The organism is Mesorhizobium sp. M0292 (assembly GCF_040321695.1).
GTDB lineage: Bacteria > Pseudomonadota > Alphaproteobacteria > Rhizobiales > Rhizobiaceae > Mesorhizobium.
The window spans coordinates 42,078-61,507 of the sequence record NZ_JAMYSB010000017.1 but is presented as its reverse complement, the minus strand read 5'-3'; the positions used below and the strand labels follow the sequence as shown (position 1 = coordinate 61,507).

Annotated in this window: 18 protein-coding genes and 2 pseudogenes; 9 read left to right on the top strand and 11 right to left on the bottom strand. The window is 62.7% G+C overall.

What is annotated here, in order from left to right; genetic code table 11:
• Window positions 1-267: 267 nt before the first annotated feature.
• On the bottom strand, window positions 268-1,446 hold the full coding sequence (locus NKI96_RS23335; protein WP_027050460.1) for a DUF3095 domain-containing protein: 1,179 nt from the start codon (window positions 1,444-1,446) through the stop codon (window positions 268-270).
• 74 nt (window positions 1,447-1,520) lie between these two features.
• On the opposite strand from NKI96_RS23335, the gene NKI96_RS23330 reads away from it, so the two are divergent.
• Both NKI96_RS23330 and NKI96_RS23325 read left to right on the top strand, forming a co-directional pair.
• On the top strand, window positions 1,521-2,609 hold the full coding sequence (locus NKI96_RS23330; protein WP_023732840.1) for a glycosyltransferase family 4 protein: 1,089 nt from the start codon (window positions 1,521-1,523) through the stop codon (window positions 2,607-2,609).
• Window positions 2,606-3,364: a polysaccharide deacetylase family protein gene (locus NKI96_RS23325; protein ID WP_023687625.1), complete on the top strand. Its 759-nt coding sequence runs from the start codon at window positions 2,606-2,608 to the stop codon at window positions 3,362-3,364. Before NKI96_RS23330 ends, NKI96_RS23325 begins: the two co-directional genes overlap by 4 nt.
• 1 nt (window position 3,365) lies before the next feature.
• On the opposite strand, the gene NKI96_RS23320 is transcribed toward NKI96_RS23325, so the two are convergent.
• The 3 genes from NKI96_RS23320 to NKI96_RS23310 all read right to left on the bottom strand — a co-directional run bounded on the left by NKI96_RS23320 (window position 3,366) and on the right by NKI96_RS23310 (window position 7,548).
• Complete coding sequence (locus NKI96_RS23320; RefSeq protein WP_023692895.1) at window positions 3,366-4,220, bottom strand: MBL fold metallo-hydrolase; 855 nt, start codon at window positions 4,218-4,220, stop codon at window positions 3,366-3,368.
• Between the two features lie 111 nt (window positions 4,221-4,331).
• Complete coding sequence (locus NKI96_RS23315) at window positions 4,332-4,799, bottom strand: cyclic nucleotide-binding domain-containing protein (RefSeq protein WP_023672144.1); 468 nt, start codon at window positions 4,797-4,799, stop codon at window positions 4,332-4,334.
• A gap of 34 nt (window positions 4,800-4,833) precedes the next feature.
• Window positions 4,834-7,548, bottom strand: a complete 2,715-nt coding sequence (locus tag NKI96_RS23310; protein WP_023698117.1) for an ABC transporter transmembrane domain-containing protein — start codon at window positions 7,546-7,548, stop codon at window positions 4,834-4,836.
• Between the two features lie 266 nt (window positions 7,549-7,814).
• On the opposite strand from NKI96_RS23310, the gene NKI96_RS23305 reads away from it, so the two are divergent.
• Window positions 7,815-8,486, top strand: coding sequence for a class I SAM-dependent methyltransferase (locus tag NKI96_RS23305; protein WP_081727413.1), 672 nt, complete (start codon window positions 7,815-7,817; stop codon window positions 8,484-8,486).
• Here NKI96_RS23305 and NKI96_RS23300 read toward each other — a convergent pair.
• The 4 genes from NKI96_RS23300 to NKI96_RS23285 form a co-directional block, all read right to left on the bottom strand.
• Window positions 8,464-9,612 (bottom strand): glycosyltransferase family protein, encoded by a 1,149-nt coding sequence (locus NKI96_RS23300; protein ID WP_023706791.1) that lies wholly within the window; start codon window positions 9,610-9,612, stop codon window positions 8,464-8,466. The two genes, NKI96_RS23305 and NKI96_RS23300, sit on opposite strands and share 23 nt — an antisense overlap.
• Complete coding sequence (locus NKI96_RS23295) at window positions 9,609-10,853, bottom strand: glycosyltransferase (RefSeq protein ID WP_023706790.1); 1,245 nt, start codon at window positions 10,851-10,853, stop codon at window positions 9,609-9,611. Before NKI96_RS23295 ends, NKI96_RS23300 begins: the two co-directional genes overlap by 4 nt.
• A 1-nt stretch (window position 10,854) precedes the next feature.
• Window positions 10,855-12,069 (bottom strand): glycosyltransferase family protein, encoded by a 1,215-nt coding sequence (locus NKI96_RS23290; RefSeq protein WP_023672150.1) that lies wholly within the window; start codon window positions 12,067-12,069, stop codon window positions 10,855-10,857.
• A gap of 590 nt (window positions 12,070-12,659) precedes the next feature.
• The gene (locus NKI96_RS23285) at window positions 12,660-13,100 is read right to left on the bottom strand and encodes an Lrp/AsnC family transcriptional regulator (RefSeq protein ID WP_023685065.1); all 441 of its coding nucleotides are present in this window, start codon (window positions 13,098-13,100) and stop codon (window positions 12,660-12,662) included.
• Between the two features lie 146 nt (window positions 13,101-13,246).
• Here NKI96_RS23285 and rocF point away from each other — a divergent pair, with 146 nt between their 5' ends.
• Both rocF and ocd read left to right on the top strand, forming a co-directional pair.
• On the top strand, window positions 13,247-14,182 hold the full coding sequence (gene rocF, locus NKI96_RS23280; protein ID WP_023706789.1) for an arginase: 936 nt from the start codon (window positions 13,247-13,249) through the stop codon (window positions 14,180-14,182).
• Entirely contained in the window at window positions 14,179-15,240 is a 1,062-nt protein-coding gene (ocd, locus tag NKI96_RS23275) for an ornithine cyclodeaminase (protein ID WP_023692901.1), read from the top strand. The genes rocF and ocd overlap by 4 nt, the downstream gene beginning before the upstream one ends.
• A 6-nt stretch (window positions 15,241-15,246) precedes the next feature.
• Here the strand turns inward: ocd and NKI96_RS23270 are convergent, their stop codons facing one another.
• Complete coding sequence (locus NKI96_RS23270) at window positions 15,247-16,248, bottom strand: LacI family DNA-binding transcriptional regulator (RefSeq protein ID WP_023692902.1); 1,002 nt, start codon at window positions 16,246-16,248, stop codon at window positions 15,247-15,249.
• A 90-nt stretch (window positions 16,249-16,338) separates the two neighbouring features.
• Window positions 16,339-16,524: pseudogene (locus NKI96_RS32615) on the bottom strand (ABC transporter permease); the annotation flags it as partial.
• 59 nt (window positions 16,525-16,583) lie between these two features.
• Here NKI96_RS32615 and NKI96_RS23260 point away from each other — a divergent pair.
• Window positions 16,584-17,339: a COG4280 domain-containing protein gene (locus NKI96_RS23260; protein WP_023692903.1), complete on the top strand. Its 756-nt coding sequence runs from the start codon at window positions 16,584-16,586 to the stop codon at window positions 17,337-17,339.
• Window positions 17,336-17,551, top strand: coding sequence for a hypothetical protein (locus NKI96_RS23255; protein ID WP_023672157.1), 216 nt, complete (start codon window positions 17,336-17,338; stop codon window positions 17,549-17,551). Before NKI96_RS23260 ends, NKI96_RS23255 begins: the two co-directional genes overlap by 4 nt.
• On the opposite strand, the gene NKI96_RS23250 is transcribed toward NKI96_RS23255, so the two are convergent.
• On the bottom strand, window positions 17,545-18,177 hold the full coding sequence (locus NKI96_RS23250; protein ID WP_023715721.1) for a methyltransferase family protein: 633 nt from the start codon (window positions 18,175-18,177) through the stop codon (window positions 17,545-17,547). The genes NKI96_RS23255 and NKI96_RS23250 overlap by 7 nt on opposite strands.
• Window positions 18,178-18,233: 56 nt before the next feature.
• Between NKI96_RS23250 and NKI96_RS23245 the strand changes: the two are divergent.
• Window positions 18,234-18,603: pseudogene (locus tag NKI96_RS23245) on the top strand (hypothetical protein); the annotation flags it as partial.
• 120 nt (window positions 18,604-18,723) lie between these two features.
• Window positions 18,724-19,395, top strand: coding sequence for a winged helix-turn-helix domain-containing protein (locus tag NKI96_RS23240; RefSeq protein ID WP_023672160.1), 672 nt, complete (start codon window positions 18,724-18,726; stop codon window positions 19,393-19,395).
• The last annotated feature ends 35 nt before the right edge of the window (window positions 19,396-19,430 follow it).

The following is a 19,430-nucleotide window of genomic DNA, read 5'->3' as shown; positions in this document are numbered from 1 at the left end:
TTGATCCGCAAAATTCTCGAAGTCAATGAAGCCGGCTTCGGGGGCAGAAGCCGGCGAAGAATATCCCGAATGACTGTCCTTGCAGGAAGCAAGCAGACGTCGACCGCACAAATCACCTGCAACACTATGTGGCGAGGCTGCCGGCGAAGTGCAATCCCGATCCTGACATCGCGCAAATAATTGGTCGGCTCAGGCACCGTTGGGCTCGCCGGGTCCCAAGAACCATGGCCGCGGCGCATTGCGGAAAATCGATTCCCCAAGCCGTCATCAGACCGGCGCCTTCGCCTTCAGGCTTGCGGCAGCCATTGCATAGCCGCCGGCGGCGCCATCGATGAAGTGAACATGATCGCGCTGCAGCGGCGAGATGACGAGGCATGTCATCAAGGCCGACTTCTGGCGGTGCAGGCCATAGTTGCAGATGCCGGCCTCTTCCGCTTGTTTCAGCCGGTTCTCGATCCGCTGCAACACATCCGCGTCGACGTCGATGGTCATCTTCAAGCCGTCGTCGAACTTGCGGAAATCCGAATTGCTGGCCACCTCGCGCTTGTAGACCTTCGGATCGAAACCGCCGATCGTCCAGCCCAATTTGTCGGTGACGGCCGTAAGCGTCATCAGGAAGATCACCCACAGCTTGGCCAGCCACCGCCGCCCCGGCGGCGCCGTGGCCCGTGCCTCGACATCGAGACCGGCGGGCAAGAGACTATAGGCCGGACCGTCCACCGGCACCGGGTGGCCATCGCGCTCCTGCCTGCCGGCAAGGGTGATGATGTCGGAAGCCAGAAACTGGAAACCACGCAAGTCGCGCGATGCCCCGGGCACGGCTATGATCGAGACAATTTCGCCATGCCGGGCTTCGATCGGGTTCCAGCGGCAGGAGAGGCCGGTCAGATCCGGCCGCGCGCCGGCCGGGGCGGGGTCGACGCGGTAGCGCCCGGCTTTCATTTCGGCTTCCGCCCAACTGCCGCCGCCGCCGGCGAACATGGCATAGAAGGCTGCTTCAGAGGCCTGGAACCTCGCCACGCGAACGTCGAGGCCTTGCGCTCTTATGTCCTTTATCGGCACGATTGCGGCACGCAAGGTCAGGTCCAGTTCGTCCGCCACCCATCTCTGGACAGAAGCCAGCGCGTTACGGGCGATCTCCAGCGCCGAGCCGGGAAACGCCACGAGCGCGCCGTCGCCGCCGAAGACGAAGGGAAGATCTTGCCGGCCCAGTGCATTGAGCAGCGCCGAAATGACGCTGGCGCCGGCCATATTGACGGTTTTGTAGCGCCCGGCTTCGATCGCCTTGGTCGAGCCGACGATGTCGGCGGTGGCCAGCGCCCAGCCATCGGGGAGAGGCCGATAGTTGTCGATATCGGCAACGCTTTCGAACTTTGCGAAGACCGGCAAAGAAGCGACGAACGGGTCGGACGCGACAGCTGTTTCCATAAGCATCAGATAGCACATTCCAACGCTTGAAGGTGAAGTCGATCATGCCTCGAAATTGACTTGGGCAGGCTTTGCGATGATAGGATCGCGCGATGCGAATTGCCTTCTACGCCCCGCTGAAGTCGCCCAATCATCCCGTTGTCTCCGGCGACCGCCAGATGGCACGGATGCTGGTCCAGGCGCTGCAGCATGGCGGGCATAGCGTCGAACTGGCATCGGAGTTGCGCTTCTATCTACGCCAGCCGGAACCGAAAAGTTTCGATGCGCTCATGATCGAGGCCCGGGACGAAGCCGCGCGACTGACAAGGCTTTGGGACCGCGACGGCAAGCCCGATCTCTGGTTCTCCTATCATCCCTACTACAAGGCGCCCGACCTGATCGGGCCCGAGCTGGCGTTGGCCTTTGCCGTCCCCTATGTGACGGCCGAAGCCTCCTATTCCGAACGGCGCAACGCCGGTTCGTGGGCCGATAGCCAGGCATTGGTGGCGCGAGCCATAGAGCAGGCGGCGCTGAACATCTGCTTCACGCAAAGGGATCGCCAGGGGCTGGCGGATGCTGTTCCCCACGCCGCTCTCGGTATGCTTTCACCCTTCATCGACACATCGGCATTCTACGAAATGCCGGTACTGGATTATCCGACGCGCCTCGTGACCGTCGCCATGATGCGCCCGGGCGACAAGGTCTTGAGCTATCGCATGCTGGCGCAGGCGCTCGGGTTGATCGGCCACCTCCCCTGGACGCTGTCGGTCGTCGGGGACGGACCTGCCCGTGACGAGGTAAAGGCGCAATTCGCCGGCTTGCCCGCCGACCGTATCGAATGGCTTGGCGCGATTGAGCCGGTCGCCGTGCCGGATGTCCTCTATCGCGGGGGAATCTACGTCTGGCCGGGTTACGGCGAGGCCTATGGCATTGCCTATCTTGAAGCACAGGCCGCCGGCCTTCCGGTGGTGGCTCAGGACGTTGCCGGCGTGCCGGAGGTCGTGCGGCATGGCCAGACCGGGTTTCTCACCCCGCCAGGCGATGTAGCGGCGTTCGCTTCCGCAATTGCAAGGCTTCTGGCCAACAATGACGAAAGAACCATCATGGCTGCAGAGGCCAGACGTTTCGTTCTCGAAGAACGCTCTCTCGGTGCTGCAAAGGCCCGTCTGGCGGAACTTCTCAAGATGATCCCGTTGTCATGACATCCGACCCGATTTGGCAGCCCCTGGTGGACGAGCTGGCGCACCGGCAACGGGCGGGCCGCAAGGCAGAGTTCTGGCTGCGCGACGATGACGCCGTGGATCCTACGCCGGCGCTCGATCGGTTGCTCGACCTCACCGGTGACTTCGCGGTTCCGGTCACTCTGGCCGTCATTCCGGCCCAGACCGACGGGAAGCTTGTCGTCCGGCTTGACGCCGCGCCGCATGCCACGGTCGCCATTCATGGCTGGGCGCACCGAAATCATGCGCCCGAGGGTCAAAAAAAGCAGGAGCTCGGCGCGCATCGGCCACGCGAGGTGGTGCTGGATGAGCTGGCCGGCGGGCTGTCGCGTGTAACCGGCCTGCACGGCGCACGTGCGGTTCCGATGCTGGTGCCGCCCTGGAACCGGATCGACGCCGGCCTGGTACCCGACCTCGGATCGATAGGATTTGCGGCATTGTCGGTGTTCGGGCCGCCAAGGCCGGCTTCCTTGGCGGTCATCAACAGCAATGTCGACATCATGGATTGGCATGGCACGCGCGGCTGCCGCGATCATGGTCTGTTGGTTCAGGCCATCGTCGCGCAATTGCAGCGTGCATTCGACGGCGGCGAACCGGTCGGCCTGCTCACCCACCATCTCGTCCATGATGAATCGGCATGGCTTTTCCTCGAACGGCTGTTCACGATCACCGCGCGGACCGAAGCCTGCGCATGGCTTCCGATCAGCACATTGACCGAACGCAGCGCCGGAAAATAGCTCAGCGCTTTTTGTTCACTGAAGTTGGGAATGTGAGCGTCTGGCCATCCCGCGCCGCAAAAGCGCCGGCAAACCTGTCCTTGGCCAGTTTCTCCATCTCGTCCAGCTCATCGTCGGTGCGTGCCGGATCGTGGTGAAACAGCGCAAGCCCGCGCGCGCCGGCCGCCTCGCAGAGCTTGACGCCCTGTTGCCATGTCGAGTGCCCGTTGCCGCGGTAGCGCTCCATTTCCTCCTCGGTGTAGGTGCAGTCGTAAATGACGAGGTCGGCATCTCTGATCAGGCCGAGCACCGCCTGGTCGAGTTTGCCCGGCTCGTGCTCGGTGTCTGTGATGACCGCCACGACGCGGCCCCCCCATTCGACCCGGTAGCCGATGCAGCCGCCCGGATGGGTAAGACTACCGGTTCGTACAACAACTCCTTCGCGTGGCCGAAGCAGGTCTCCGGATGCGAAATCGCGGCAGTCGAGGCTCGCCTTGCAGACACCGAGTGTCACCGGAAACCATGGCGGCCGAATGAATTCATCGACCATCTGCCGCGTCGTCATGCGTCCAGCCAGATGCCCGGACCAAAGCGTAACTTTGATGCCTCGTTCATAAATAGGCTTGAAAGCCGGCAGCCCGATGATGTGATCGTAATGGCAATGGGTGAAAAACAGGTCGAAATCGGTGACGCCCGCCGCCCGAAGCGTCCTGCCGGCAGGCCGCAAGCCGGAGCCCGCGTCGAACAGAAGCGTATGCTTGCCGCATTGCATCTCGATGCAGATCGTGTTGCCGCCATAGCGAGCAAATTCTGGCCCCGACACCGCAATGCTGCCGCGCACGCCCCAAAACCTGACAAGGAAGAAATCGTCGTCCATGCACCCTTTCGCCCATCGTAGCCAACCAACTGCTGCCAGAGTCGTTCCAGGAAAGGTGTGACACGGTTCCGGAAACTGCATCAAAACAAAGAAACAGAGCGGCTCGCCGCTTCAGTGCAACTGTGAATCGCTCTCGGCCGTTCGTGCGTCGATCAGGTCCGCGGTCGTACTGCTTAGCCTATCGGCAAGAACCCGCAATATCTCGATGGTCATTTCGGGAAACTCCTTCATAAGCCTCAGGAAATGGTCCTTGCGGATTCTCAAGGCCTCCAGCTCACTTGCCGCTTTGACGGTGGCAGTACGGGAGCTGTTGCACAATATGGCAATCTCGCCAACGATCGAATTTGGCAGCAATTCAGCAACTTTGATCGGCCCATTGTCGGAATCGACCAGAATATCCGCGCTGCCCGAAAGGATGACATAGGCGGCGTCTGCCTCGTCGCCCTGCCGGAAAAGAATCTGGCCGGCACTGTAGTTCACGCGATCGGACGTGAACGCGAGCAGCTTGAGCTTTGTCGGCTCGATGCCAGAGAACAAGGGAACGCGTTGCAGCATTCCAACTTCATCCTTGAGCAGCATTGTCGCAAACCTTCCTGAATTCGCGTTTGCCAGACTATGACACAAGTTCCTTGAAGATACCGTTTCCCGCCAAGAGTGTCTCGTGTGTTCCGTCTTCCACCAATTGGCCTGAGTCAAAGACCACAACCCGATCGAACATCGCCGCCATTGCCGGATTCGTCACCACCCACACAATTGCCGGCGAATGGCCGTCGCGTCTGGCTTCGTCGAGCACATTCCGCAACACCTTGTCCTGCACGCGCTGGTCGAGCGCCGACAGCGGCCGATTGAGAATGAGGAAATCGGGACGCTTGAGCAAGGCGCGGGCAACATCGAGCTTCTGTCGCTGTCCGCCGGTCAGCCGCCTGCCGGCGGCGCCGACGTTGAAGTCCAGGCCGACATCCAGAAGCTCGGCATAAAGCCCCAGTTCGTCAAGAATATCATAGACGATGGAGCGAATGCGGTCCGGCGCGTCGGGATGGTTGTTGCCGACACGCCCGAACAGGACGTTGTCCATGACGGTGGCCGCGGCGATGTATTTGTCAGGGTCAAACCGTTCGACAGCTTTCTCCAGCTCGGCCGGCAGGTTTCCATAGAACTGGTTGCGTGCAGCGATGATCTTGCTCATCAGCTCGTCGGTCAAGAGGCCGAAGCGATGCCGGGGCTCGATATAGGCAAAGCTCAACGTGACCATCATGGCGCGGTCGTTCTCCGAAACCGCATCGTAGGGGCGATTCTTGAGCCGTTGCAGCAAGGTTTCGTAGGCGGGTATCTCCTCGGCGCTCATGAAGGCGAGCTGCTGGAAGAACTGGTGTTCGGGCGGCAGGTCGGCAAACAGCTCGATCGCCTGTTCGGCGATCTCCATGCCCATTTCGTAGAGCGTGCGGTCGAGGCCGGCTTGCTTCAGCACGGAAGCAAAATAGGGATTGGACGCCAGTGCCTTGTGAGCCAGTTCGGGGCCGGCCGCGGCGCCGAAGAGCAGGTTCTGGCCGATCGTCGCTTCCTTGTTGTAGGCGCCCGGTTCAAAAGGAACCACCAGCGCGCTCAGGCCTTCTTCCTCCAACCGGGTTCGCAGCGCCGCACGCAATTCGACGATCCGCTCGGCAAGCTTCGTGTGGCGCTTGAGGTCGGCCGAAGAGCGCAAGCCAAGATCCAGAATGTCGCGCGACAGAAGAACCGCGTCGAGCACCCGGCGCACGGCTTCGAAGAGGTCGTGCGGGCCGGTGGCGCCGGCGGAGGCATAGTTGATCCAGTCGCTGCGGATATCGAGATCCGGATTGCCCGACCGGCGCGCCTCGTCGATATTCCAACGGTGCTGGTCCGCCGCTGCGCCGTCATATGTCACCGATGTCAGCGGCGCATGCTTCAAACCGTAGAGCAAATTGTCGCGCAGGCTTGCCTGGAACAGGAAAACATCCGACGAAGCGTAGGACATGCGCCGGCCGGTCACGGCTTCGGGGAGATCAAGCAAGTCATCGGAGCCCGAAACGATCCTTCCGCTGTCCGGCCAGGTCAGCCGCGCAAAGGCTTCCGCAAGCGCCTCCGCTCCCCCTGTTGCGGTGCTGACCAGAGCCACCGTCTCACCCGGCTTGACCTCGAGCGAGATGCGATTGAGGAGCATTGCGCCGCCATCGTCTGCTATCGACAGGCTGACCGCCGACAGCGGCTTGGTCATCGGATCGGGATCGTCGACCGTCAGTGCTCCGATTTCCGGCGCGATGATATTCTCGACGGTGAACTGTTCGACGACCTGCTGATATTTGACCTGGACATCCTGCCGGTCCTGATCCCAGTCGATCAGTTCCTTCATCGGTCCGGGCAAGTCCTTGTAAGCGCCGATCACGGCCACGAGCTGGCCGACATCCAACCTCCCCTGGATGACCAGATAGCCACCGATCATGTAAAACAGAAAGGGCGTGAGCTGCGCGAGAAAATTGTTGAGGAACTTTACCATGAATTTCCATTGGTAAAGATCGAAGCGGATTTTGAAGATGAGCCCGAGCCGGGCTGCTATGTCGGCGCGCTCGTAGTTCGACGTATCGTGGACGTGAACCGCGCCGATGCCGTCGACGATTTCGCCAACCCGGCCTGAAAGCGCGCGCGCCGTCAACTGCCGCTGGCGCCCGAGCACGAGCAGCCGCCGCCGCATTCGCGGGATAAGCACGATCTGGATCGCCACGATCACGACCGCTATCATTCCGAGCCAGACGTTCTGGACCATGATGAACAGCATGGCCGTCAGCGCCTGGCCGCCGAGCAGCACCGGCTGCAGGAAGGCATCGCCAATGAAGCCGCCCAGCGGCTCCACCTCGTCCTTCACCATGGTCGCCACTTCGGCGGATTTCACCCGCTTGAAGTAAACCGGCGGAAACCGCAGCACACGATCGACCAGATCGAAACGAATACGCCGCAGCATGCGTTCGCCGAGCCGGCCCTTGTAAGTGTTGATGTAGAGCTTGAACAAGCCGTTGATGACGACCAGCAAGAGGAACACAAGGCTGAGCGCAAGCAGGGTCGAGGTGCGGTCCAGTTGAAAACCGGAGAAGAACTGGACCTCGCCGATGAACGGCAGGTTATAGTGCAACCGCATGAATGGCAGGGTCGCGCCCGGTTGCTCGAACCCCTTGCCCTGGATCGGGCCGTTGACGATCAGCTTCGGCAGGTCGAACGACATGAAATACGGGACCATCGAAAGCACGACGATCATCAATATCCAGAGCTGCTGCTTCCTGGTGTGCGTCCAGATATAGCGGGCTAGGCTGGTTTCCATATGCGATTGTCAGTTTGAAGGATGCGGAATGTAAAGGCACCTGCTGGCAAATGGTGTATCGGCCATGTCTTCGCCGCCAACGACGAGCTCAAAGCGGCAGCTGCGCGCCAGGCGGATGGGCGCCGATGGTCCGGACAAATGCAATCGGCCTCCTCCGGTCAATGGCGAAACGGGTTGCGGCACAGTCGCGTCCGCAAGTCGAACAGGCTTGCAAGAGGCAAGATTGCGTTGTGTCGCCCGAAATCCCAACATAGAAGACGAATATGATGGATGTCACGCAACCACGCAATGCCGGCATGGGTGGGCATGAGCAAGCCCTGGACCTCACGCGGGGAATTGCCGCCTATGTCGACCACCCTCTCGTGGCCGGGCTGGCGCGCGTCATCGCCAAGCATCCGCAGGCCGATATCGCCAATGCCTTCAACCACAAGCAGGTCGCCTGCAAGATGTGGGCGCTCGACAGGCTGTTCGAAAGCTGCGGCGGCCGGTTCGAGCGCATATGGGTTCTGGGTGGATGGTACGGCGTATTGCCGGCGATGCTTTTCAATGACGCCCGCTTCGACATCGGGGCGATCGACAGCATCGACATCGATCCCGAAGTCGGCGCGGTCGCCCGGACACTCAACCGGCAAGCCGGCGAGCGGTTTCAAGCGCTGACGGCAGATATGTACGCACTCGACTATGGCGCCGGCCGACCCGACCTGGTGGTCAATACGAGCTGCGAACACATAGCCGATCTCAGCGCCTGGCTTGCCCTGCTTCCGCGGGGTACGAACGTGCTGCTGCAGTCGAACGACTATTTCAGCGAGCCGACGCACATCAACTGCGTGGCGTCACTTGCAGCCTTCGAAGCAATGGCGGCGCTGCGGCAGATCAGGTTCTCCGGCGAATTGCCGACAAAAAATTATACACGCTTCATGCTGATTGGAACTGTTTGAAGCGCTCGCGCAGGATTTGCGCCGAGCGCCGCGCCCCTTCCAGATCGAGACGATGCGAGGCTGGCGGCGGTCCCGCAAGCGCCTGCTCGATCGCATGCGCCAGACCTTCAGGCGTCAGGTCCTGTTCCGTCAGCACCGTTGCAAGACCGAGCTCTTCGAGCATCAGAGCGCGACGCGTCTGCTCGGTTTCCCCGCCGGCTGCAAATGGAACGAGCAGCGAGCGACACCCCGCGCGCATGACATCGCAGACCGTGTTGTAACCCGCCTGCGAGACCGACAGGCGGGCGCCGGTCAGCAGGCTGGCGAAATCCTCGCGGAACCGGAAGATGGACAGGCGTGGGGAGGCATCGCGTGAAATCGCGTCAAACTCGTCCTTCGGCAGGTTTGGGCCGGTGATCAAACACCATGTCCAGGCGTTGTCGGCATTTCGCGCCGCCGCGACGGTGGATCTGACAAGGCTCTTTCCGGCCGCCCCGCCGCCAACCGACACCAGAACGTCGAAGCGCTCTGAGGCCGCTTGCGCCGGCGGCGCAGCAACGAGCCCGGTGTAGGCGACCTCGGCCCTGATCGCCCCAGCCAGCGGAAATGTCTTGTCGATGGTTGCGAAAGCCGGATCGCCATGGACCATGACAAGATCGAAATGCCTGTTGACGAGATCGACCGTTTCTTCGTTTCGGCTCGGCTTCACGCGCTCCTGAAGGATGTCGCGGACGGACGCCGCCAGCAGCGGTCTGGGCGATGTCGCTTCGATGGCCTCGATCAGTGGCAAGAGTTCGAAACGCATCTGCCGGCGTCCAAAGGGAAACGCCTCGATAATGACGATGTCGGGCCTGTAATCCCGGAAAGCCTGCAGCAGCATCTCTGAGCGCCGCCTCTTGAAATCATCGTCGATGGCTTTGCCCTGCAGGTCGACAAGTCCGGAAAATCCTTCGTCACCGGAGGTGACAGGCGGCAGGGTCACGGATTTTACACCCGATCCCGGAAATCCCGCGATCGGCGCTCCGCCGGTCACGACGGTGACGTCGAACCCGTCATCGACCAGAGCCGCCGCAATGCGGCTGGCGCGCGCGAGATGGCCGATGCCGAGCAGGTGCTGAACATAGAAGAAAGCGCGCAGCCGCTTCATTCGGCGGCCCGCCACTCCCGCTCGAACAGTTCCTTGAGCTGTCCAATGCCTGCCACATGGTCGAAATTGCTTCGCACGCGCCGCTCCGCGGCGTCGCCGAGGCGGGCGCGCAGGACGGGATCGCGGATCAGGCGCTCCAGCGCCTGTGCCAGGGCAGTCGGGTTTTCCGAGGGAATCAGCAGCCCGGTTTCATCCGACGATAAAAGCTCCGGCACGCCGGAAATATCGGTCGACACGCAGGCAAGCCGCTGGCTGGCCGCCTCCACCAGAACATTCGGCAGGCCGTCCCGGTCGCCGTCCGCGGTGATCCTGCAGGCCAAAGCGAAGATGTCGGCGCTGCGGTAGTGCTCAAGCACCTCCTCCTGCGCCAGCGCGCCTTTCCAGGAGACGCGCCCCTCCAGCCCGAGCCTTTGCGCGAGCGCCTTCAGCCGGTTCAGTTCCTCGCCGCCACCGATATGCTCGAAACACCACGCCAGATCGCCAGGCAAGAGGGCAAGAGCCTCCAGCAACGTATCATAGCCTTTCTTTTCAACGGCGCGTCCGACACTCAAGATCATGACCGGTTCGGCCGGCGCCGAGCCGTCACGCTGTTTTCGCGCCTCGCCGAAACTGCCGAAGCGGTCAAGGTCGAGCCCATGATAGCTCAGATGCACGGACGAACTGCCGTTGGCGAGTTTTTTCAGATGGTCGAAGCCGGTTTTCGTGCACGTGACCGTCCAGCGCGCCGAGGAAAGCTTGCCGGCCAGATCCCAGTCCGCCGACGTCCAGATGTCCTTGGCATGGGCTGAGCAGCTCCAGGGCAAGCCACGAAGCTGGCTGGCATAGCGCGTCACCGATGCCGGCGTGTGCGCGAAATGGGCATGCAGCCATCCGGCATCTTGCGGCCATTCGGCCGCCAGCACCAGCGCTTGCCCGAAGCGGCGCGCGCGATTGCGCGTAAAGTCGCGGCGGATATCGGCAGCGAGCGATTTGAGCGCGCGCCAGAAGCCAGGCCGCGGCAGACAGGCAAACAGCGATCGAACCACGCGCAGCGGCTCTCTGTGCAGATATTCCGGCAGATAATGGACGGGGGCCTTGATCTCGTCATGCACGGGATGACGTTTTGCGTCGGTCGGCCGCCTGAGCGCGAAAAGTATCAGGTCCAACCCCGCACGCTCCAGACCGAGCAGCTCCTGCGCGATGAAGGTTTCCGACAGCCGCGGGTAGCCCTTCAGAACCACGACGATCTTGCGGTGTTGCAACTCAGTTCATGCCTTCAATGACCGAAAGGTGATGGCCGGCCCGCCGGTCGAGCAGTTCCGCGACGATTTCGGAAATATGAGGCAGCCCTTCCAGCGTCAGATGCGCATTGCTCTGCGATGGGCGGGGCCGGCCCGGCAAAACCTGCAGCGCATCGGCAAACCGCTGGGCATCCTCGGCTTCCTCAGGCAAAAGCATCTCGATGAGGCCGAGTTCGGCTGCGCGCCGTGCCCGGATCAGCTGTTCCTCGCGCGGCGTGACGCGCGGCACGATCAGCGCCGGCTTGTCGAAAGACAGTATCTCGCAATAGGTGTTGTAACCGCCCATCGCCACCACCGCCTTGGCGCCGGCAATCAGCTCTTCCATCCGGTTGTCGAATTCGATGATCTTGACATAGGGGATCTTGGCCCCCTTCCGGACCAGCTTGTTGCGCTTGCGCGCCGGCATGTAGGGCCCAAGCACGATCAGCGCCCGGTGCTGCAATCGCGGATCCTGCTGATAGGCCTCGATGACGTTGTGGATCAGGTCGGCGCCGTCACCGCCGCCACCGGTGGTAACCAGGATATAGTCGCCCTCGGGCCGGTGGCCGGGCAACTGGTTCTGCTGCAGGCTCCGTTGCAGGAAACCGACGAACTTCATCTTTGCCCTGACCGCCGGCGGCACCTCCAGGCCGGTCAGCGGATCGTAGAAATCCGGCGGGCCATAGACCCAGACCTTGTCGTAGAACAGGCCGATCTTGCGCATCACATCCCTGCGTGCCCACTCCGCTTCGAGCAAATGCGGCGCGTCCATCACCTCGCGCAGGCCAAGCACGAGCGTGGTGCCCCGCGTCTTGAGGTAGGACAGCGTATCCTCAATCTCTCCGCGCAGCCCCAGCGGTTCCTTGTCGACGATGAAGATATCCGGCCGGAAGCTCTCGGCCGTGTGGCGGATAATCGACTGCCGCATCCTTAGCGTCTCGTGCAGATCGATGTCCTTTTCCAGCGAGGTGTATTCGCCGTTTCGCAGCTTGATGACGCTGGGGATCTTCACGAAGTCGACGCGGGCGCGGTAGTCGAAGGCGCCGGCGATGGTGGCGCCCGAAATGATTAGCACCTGAAGTCCGCGGAAATCCCCGACCAGCGAATGCGCGATCGTTCGGCAACGCTGCAAATGGCCGAGCCCGAACGTGTCGTGGCTGTACATGAGAATTCGTGCGTCTTTTGCGTGCTGTGTCATTGTGAACGTCTTTTAGAATTCTCGCCGGACCGTGGGCAACCCCGCAGGCTTCGAAACCATTCTCGCGGGTCTATCGACCTGTTTTGAAACATGGGGGCGAGAGGTACGCAACGGCATTCTTCACCAGGTCACGAATGCCAGGGGCGCTGATTGTGGCGCCATGCCTTGTCTTCGCCGACGATAGACGGCCCGAGCACAAATCTCTGTCATGAGGCTTGACCCCGTGGAATTAAATGCCCTGCGGCCTGAGGCAGGCAAAGCGCACATTGCGAAAAATCAAGGGCGACCAAGGCGAAACGAGGCTGCCGCACATTGTGAGGAGAACCCGCACCTTGGGAAAATGCTTCATAATCCATCGAAACACAACGGCCGCCAGAGGCCGCACGTTGCGGCCTTTTATCCTGCCATCAGCCTTGGCCTGTGGCAAGCGTCCGGTCCTTGCACCGTTGAAGCTGGTGCAATCTCGCGTCATGCCGGCTTCCTCCGTCATGTGGAGGATAGCTGCGGCCCCAATGAGATTCGTCAGCCAGGCGACCCATTCGCCAGATCCGTCACAAAGCTTTGCGTGAACACGCCGGCCGGAAGGACGGCTACGCCAACCTTGCCCTTGTCGTCCTCGGCGTTGCCAGCAGCAGACTTGTCTCGCTGCCGGTTATCCCCGGGATGAGCCGTATCCGCCTAAGCACCGCGTCGAAATCGGTGAGCGACGCCGTTCCGAGTTCGACCACCAGGTCCCAGCGGCCATTGGTGGTGTGAATGGTCGAAACCTCGGCGAGGCCGCCGAGCGCCCGGACCACGCGGTCGGCGGCATGGCCCTCGATCTCGATCATCATCACGCCGCGTATCCGCTGGTCGACCGCGTCGGCGCGCAGCACCACCGTGTAGCCGATGATCTCGCCCGTTTTTTCCAGCCGCTCCATGCGCGCCCTGACCGTGGCGCGCGACACCCCGAGATCGACCGCGAGATCGGAGATGCTGCGCCGGGCATCATGCCTGAGCAGCGTGACCAGCCTTTCGTCGAGCAAGTCCATGATTCTATCCACTTTGACCAAGCTGACTTATCGGATTGATAAATCATTCTTCTCGAAATGCCAATTTCGCCTGTTCATTCTGCCGGGCCGGGATGGTTCATTCCACGCATCAACCGCCCAATCAATTTACAAGGACAACAAGAACCATGCGCTGCAGGATCGTTGGCGCGCCGGTGCAGGACGGCGCCGGCAGGATGGGATGCGAGATGGGGCCGAGCGCGCTGCGCACGGCCGGGCTTGCCTCGGTGCTGTCGGAACTCGGCCACGAGGTCGAGGACTGGGGCGCGGTGCAACCGGCCGCCGTGCGCGCAATCGTCCACGGCAATCTCGCGCTGAAGGCCCTGCCGGAGATTTCCGCCTGGACGGCGGCAATTGCCGAGACCGCCTATGCGGCTTCGCGAGACGCCATGCCGATCTTCCTTGGCGGCGACCACGCGATATCGGCCGGCACGGTGTCGGGCATAGCCCGCCGCGCCGCCGAACGCGGCCGGCCGCTCTTCGTGCTGTGGCTCGACGCACATCCCGATTTCCACACGCTCGATACCACCGTCAGCGGCAATCTGCACGGCGTGCCGCTCGCCTATGCCAGCGGCCGGCCGGGCTTCAACGGTTATTTCCCGGACCTGCCTGTCGCCGTCGACCCTGCCCACATCTGCGTCATGGGCCTGCGCAGCGTCGATCCGGCGGAGCGCCGGGCGCTGAGCGAAGCGGGGGTTACCGTGCACGACATGCGCACCATTGACGAGCACGGCGTTGCACCTTTGCTGCGCGCCTTCCTGGCCATCGTCGAAAAGGAAAACGGCCTGCTGCATGTCAGCCTCGACGTCGACTTCCTCGACCCCTCCATCGCGCCGGCCGTCGGCACCACCGTGCCCGGCGGCGCCACCTTCCGCGAGGCGCATCTGGTGATGGAGATGCTGTCCGACAGCGGCCTGGTCTCCAGCCTCGATCTGGTCGAGCTCAACCCGTTCCTCGACGAGCGCGGCCGCACCGCCACGCTGATGGTCGACCTCGCCGCCAGCCTGATGGGCCGCCGCATCATGGACCGCCCGACCCGCAGCCATTCCGGAAGCATTGCATGACCCAGCCTTCCCGCCTTGCCATCGTCCCCTTCGTCAGCGTCGACCGCATGATGAAGCTGGTGCTGACCATCGGCGTCGAGCGGTTCCTCACCGAACTCGCCGCCTATATCGAGGAGGATTTTCGCCGCTGGGAGCTGTTCGACAAGACGCCGCGCATCGCCTCGCACAGCCATGACGGCGTCATCGAACTGATGCCGACCAGCGACGGCCGGCTATACGGCTTCAAATATGTCAACGGCCATCCCAAGAACATGCGCGAGGGGCGCCAGACCGTCACCGCCTTCGGCGTGCTCGCCGATGTCGGCTCCGGCTATCCGATGCTGCTCACCGAAATGACGATCCTGACGGCGCTGCGCACCGCGGCGACCTCCGCTGTCGCGGCCAAATATCTGGCGCCGAAAGGCGCGCGCTCGATGGCCATCATCGGCAATGGCGCCCAGTCCGAATTCCAGGCTGTCGCCTTCAAAGCGCTGCTCGGCATCGACCGGCTGCGGCTCTACGACATCGACCGCTCGGCTTCGGAAAAATGCGCCCGCAACCTCGCCGGCAAAGGCTTTGACATCACCATCTGCGCCACCGGCCAGGATGCTGTGGAAGGAGTCGACATCATCACCACGGTGACCGCCGACAAGCTGTCCGCCACCATTCTGACCGACAACATGGTCGGTTCCGGCGTGCACATCAACGCGGTCGGCGGCGACTGCCCCGGCAAGACGGAACTGCACCGCGACATCCTTTTGCGCTCCGACATCTTCGTCGAGTTCTCGCCGCAGACGCGCATCGAGGGCGAAATCCAGCAGCTCCACGCCGACCATCCGGTGACCGAGTTGTGGCAGGTGATGACCGGCAAGGCGGAAGGCCGCAAGACGGCGGAACAGATCACCTTGTTCGATTCCGTCGGCTTCGCCACCGAGGATTTTTCCGCACTGCGCTATATCAGAGACCAGCTTCAGGCCACCGGCCTCTACGAGGAGCTCGACCTGCTCGCCGATCCCGACGAGCCGCGCGACCTCTTCGGCATGCTGCTCAGGGCAGCGCTGCAGCCGGCAGCCGCCTGAGGGGCTTCAGCCGCGCAACGGCGCGCAGCTCTCCCGTTCGACGAGCACCGGGGTGAGCACTTCGCGGCGCGAATGCGCCGCCGGCTCGGCAACCCGCTCGAGCAGCAGGCTGACCGCCCGCGTGCCGATCTTCTCGACCGGCTGTGCGATCGTCGTCAGTGGCGGCCAGGTGGTGACGGCATAGGGTATGTCGTCGAAGCCGATCATCGACATGTCGCCGGGGACCCGCAATCCGCGCCCGCGCAGCACTGTCAGCGCGCCCATGGCCATCAGATCGTTACAGGCAAACAGCGCCGTGATCCCCGGCGCCTGCGCCATCAGCCGCTCCATCGCCATGCGGCCGCCGGCGAAGTGGTAGTCGGAATCCACCACCGAGGCCGGCGGCAGGTCGAGGCCGGCTTCCTGCAGCGCCCTGGCGAAGCCGCGCAGGCGGGCGGGGCTGGAGCTGGAATCGCGCGGGCCGCCGATGACGCCGATCTTCTCGTGACCGAGCCCGGCCAGATAGCGGCCGGCGAGATAGCCGCCATAATCGTGATCGACCAGCACGGAATCGACATTGACCGAATGGATCTCGCGGTCGATCAGCACCGCCGGGACGCCGGGCAGAAGGCTGGAGAACACCCGCGCATGATCGGACGAGCCGGCAAAGATCAGCCCGTCGATCTGCTTGGCCATCAGCACCTGGAGGTAGCGCTCCTCCTTCTCGGCGCTGCCGTCGGAGTTGCACAGGATCACCGTATAGCCGGCAAGGAAGCCGGCATCCTCGATCTGGCGTGCCACGCCGGCGAAGAACGGATTGGAATTGTCCGGCAGCAGCAGGCCGATGGTCTTGGTCTCGCCGCGCCTCAGGCTGCGCGCCAGCGTGTTCGGACTGTAGCGCAAGGCGGCGATGGCCGAATGCACGCGCTCGGCCGTCTCCGGCTCGACATGGCGCGTGCGGTTCATCACATGCGAGACGGTTGCGACCGACACTCCGGCATGGCGCGCGACATCGGCAATCGTCGTCATTTCTTGTCCCCTAGTGCATGTCGCCCGGAGTGTCCGGCGGATCTGGGAAAATGACATCCATAAAACAAAAACCAAAAAGCGCGACGCGCTTTATCGGATCACCCTCAACAGCTTTTCCCGATAGGCATCCAGAATGACGGCGAGCACAATGACAAGGCCTAGCACGATCGGCTTGAAATTGTCGCCGACGCCGAGCAGCTCGTAGCGACGCCGGCGACCGGGCCACCGATGTTGACGCAACAGATAGACCATGGCGACGATGCCGGCGCGTTCTCCCTTCCGCCGGAGCGCTGTATCCTTCTCAGGCTAGTGATTCCCGCAGACAGGAAACCTTCATGAACGGCCTGACGCCCATACTTTCCACCGTGACCGCCTCGTTCCTTGCCTCCTTCGTCGAAGTGGTCGAGGCCTTCACCATCGTGCTGGCGGTAGGCGTCACCCGCAGCTGGCGGCCAGCGCTGACAGGCGCGGCGCTGGCGCTGGCGGTGCTGGCGGCTCTGGTGCTGGCCTTCGGACCGCTGCTGGCGCTGATTCCCATTGCGGTGCTGCAGTTCGTCGTCGGCGTGCTCCTAGTCCTGTTTGGCATGCGCTGGTTGAGAAAGGCCATTTTGCGCAGTGTCGGCGTCATCGCCCTGCATGACGAGGACGCGGCCTTTTCAAAGGAAACCGCCGCTTTGCAGCAGCAGGCCAATGACCGCCGCGCCGATTATCTGGCCGGGCTCGCGGCCTTCAAGGCGGTGCTGCTCGAAGGTGTCGAGGTGGTGTTCATCGTCATTGCCGTCGGCGCCGCGCATGCACAGACCTTCTATGCCAGCCTTGGCGCGTTGGCAGCCTTCGTCCTGGTAACGATCATCGGCCTTGCGGTGCACAGGCCGCTGGCGCGGGTGCCGGAAAACGCGCTCAAATTCGCCGTCGGCCTGATGTTGACAAGCTTCGGCATTTTCTGGACCGGCGAAGGCCTGGGCACCGACTGGCCGGGCGCCGATCTGGCGCTGCTGGCCATCTTCGCAATCATCGCCGTCGCGTGCTTCGCCATGGTGCGCTGGTTGCGCGCCAGCTACCCCAAGGCTGCACAAGGAGTTGCTCGATGAACGTCGTCCGCCTCATTCTAAAGGAGCTCGTCGGCATGTTCATCGACGACGGCAGCCTTGCGACGCTGGCGCTGCTGTTGATCGTAGCGATTGCCGCGGCAGTGAAGCTGCTGGCGTTGCCGCCGCTTGCCGGCGGCGTCCTGCTTCTGCCCGGCTGCCTCGTCATCCTGCTCTACAGCGTGCGCCGCGCGGCACGGCGCTCCGGTCAGTAGAGGGTGAAAAACACCGGCAGCATGCCGCTGATCCGCAACTGCTCAATCGTCTCGATGGCCGGGAACAGCGCCAGGAAATAGAGCCCGTCCGTGAATGTCCGCCGCAACGCCTTTGTCGAGAACCGGCGTTCGGCTTGATCGTGAAACAGCAGCGGGTTCGGCCAGAAAGGCGGCGTGCGTTCGGCATAGACGCTGTAGGCGGGGCCGAACTTTCCAAACAGGAACTCGGCTTCCTTGCGCACCGTCACCCGGAACACCAGGTAGCTCACCAGAGCCAGCGCCGCCGCCACCAGCACCGAGCCGTACATCAACCCGACGCCCGCCGCGCCGACCGTGGAAAAGAAGTAGAGCGGGTTCCGGCTCATCGAGAACGGGCCGATGGTGACCAGCTCGTCGTTCTTCCTTCCGCCGACATAGAGAATGCTCCACAGACGGCCAAGGAAGCAGACCAGCACGAAGCCGATGCCCAGCGCCTCAATGTATTCGTGCCCGTCCGAGCCTTCGACGAGAAAGGGCTTGGTGAACAGCAACAGCATGACGGCGAGGGCTGCCGCCACTTGTATGACGAGCAGGCGCTTGTGCTGGTCGAACGCCTTCGCTGCCGGCTTGGGGGGAGCGTAGCTCATCATAGTTCCTGCACCCCGGCAGGGCTCATAGCGCCGGTGTCTCGCCACCCACTAGCGAGACGGCGGCCGACTATCTGGCCGTCAATCTTGGCTTCGGACTGACCGTCACCTCGCTGATCATGACCGGCATCCTTGTCGTCGCGCTGGCGCTGCAATTCGCGCAGAAGCGTTATGTGCCATGCCTATTGGCTGGCGGTGGTGCTGATCAGCGTCGTCGGCACCTTGATCACCGACAATCTGGTCGACAATTTGGGCGTCCGTCTGCAAACCACCACGATTGCCTTGGGCGATGTCCATACTTGGGCAAAGCCGGTATTCATCGTTCTGATCTGCATTCATGCCGGTGCGGCACTCTTCCATCATTTTATTCTGAAAGACGCCGTGCTGCGCAGGATGCTTGTCCCTGCGCGCGATCCGGTCGGATGACACTTATGGACATGTGCAACGACCACGAGCGACCAGGCGCCGGCGGATATTCTAGGAACGGACCGCCGCCGGTGCTAGCATGCCGCTCTGGCAAAGCCTCGGCAACAGACCGGAACAGAGATGCGACTTCTCCTTGTTGAGGATGACCCCAGGACCGCAGACTATGTCGTCAAGGGCCTGAGCGAAGCCGGGCATGTCTGCGATCTGCTGCGCGACGGGCATGACGCGCTGTTTGCCGCGACACGCGACGCCTATGACGTGATCGTCGTCGACCGCATGCTGCCCGGCCTCGACGGCCTGTCGATGATCAAGGCGGTGCGGGCGGCGGGCGTGCGCACGCCGGCGATCTTTCTGACCTCGGTCGGCGGCGTCGACGACAGGGTTGAAGGGCTCGAGGCCGGCGGCGACGACTATCTCGTCAAGCCATTCGCCTTTTCCGAACTGCTCGCCCGCATCAACGCGCTCGGCCGTCGCCCTGCGGTGCAGGAGCTGAAGACGACGCTGCGCATCGCAGACCTCGAAATGGACCTGATCCAGCGCCGCGTCACCAGGCAGGGCCAGGCGATCGACCTGCAGCCGCGCGAATTCAGCCTGCTCGAAGTGCTGATGCGCGGCGAGGGCCGCGTCATCACCCGCACCATGCTTCTGGAACGGGTCTGGGATTTTCACTTCGACCCCAAGACCAGCGTCGTCGAAACCCATATCAGCCGGCTGCGCGCCAAGATCGACAGGCCGTTCGAAACCGCGTTGATCCACACCGTGCGCAACACTGGCTACAGTGTTCACGACTGAGGCGCGGCATGACAGAAACTTGCCATGACTGAAGC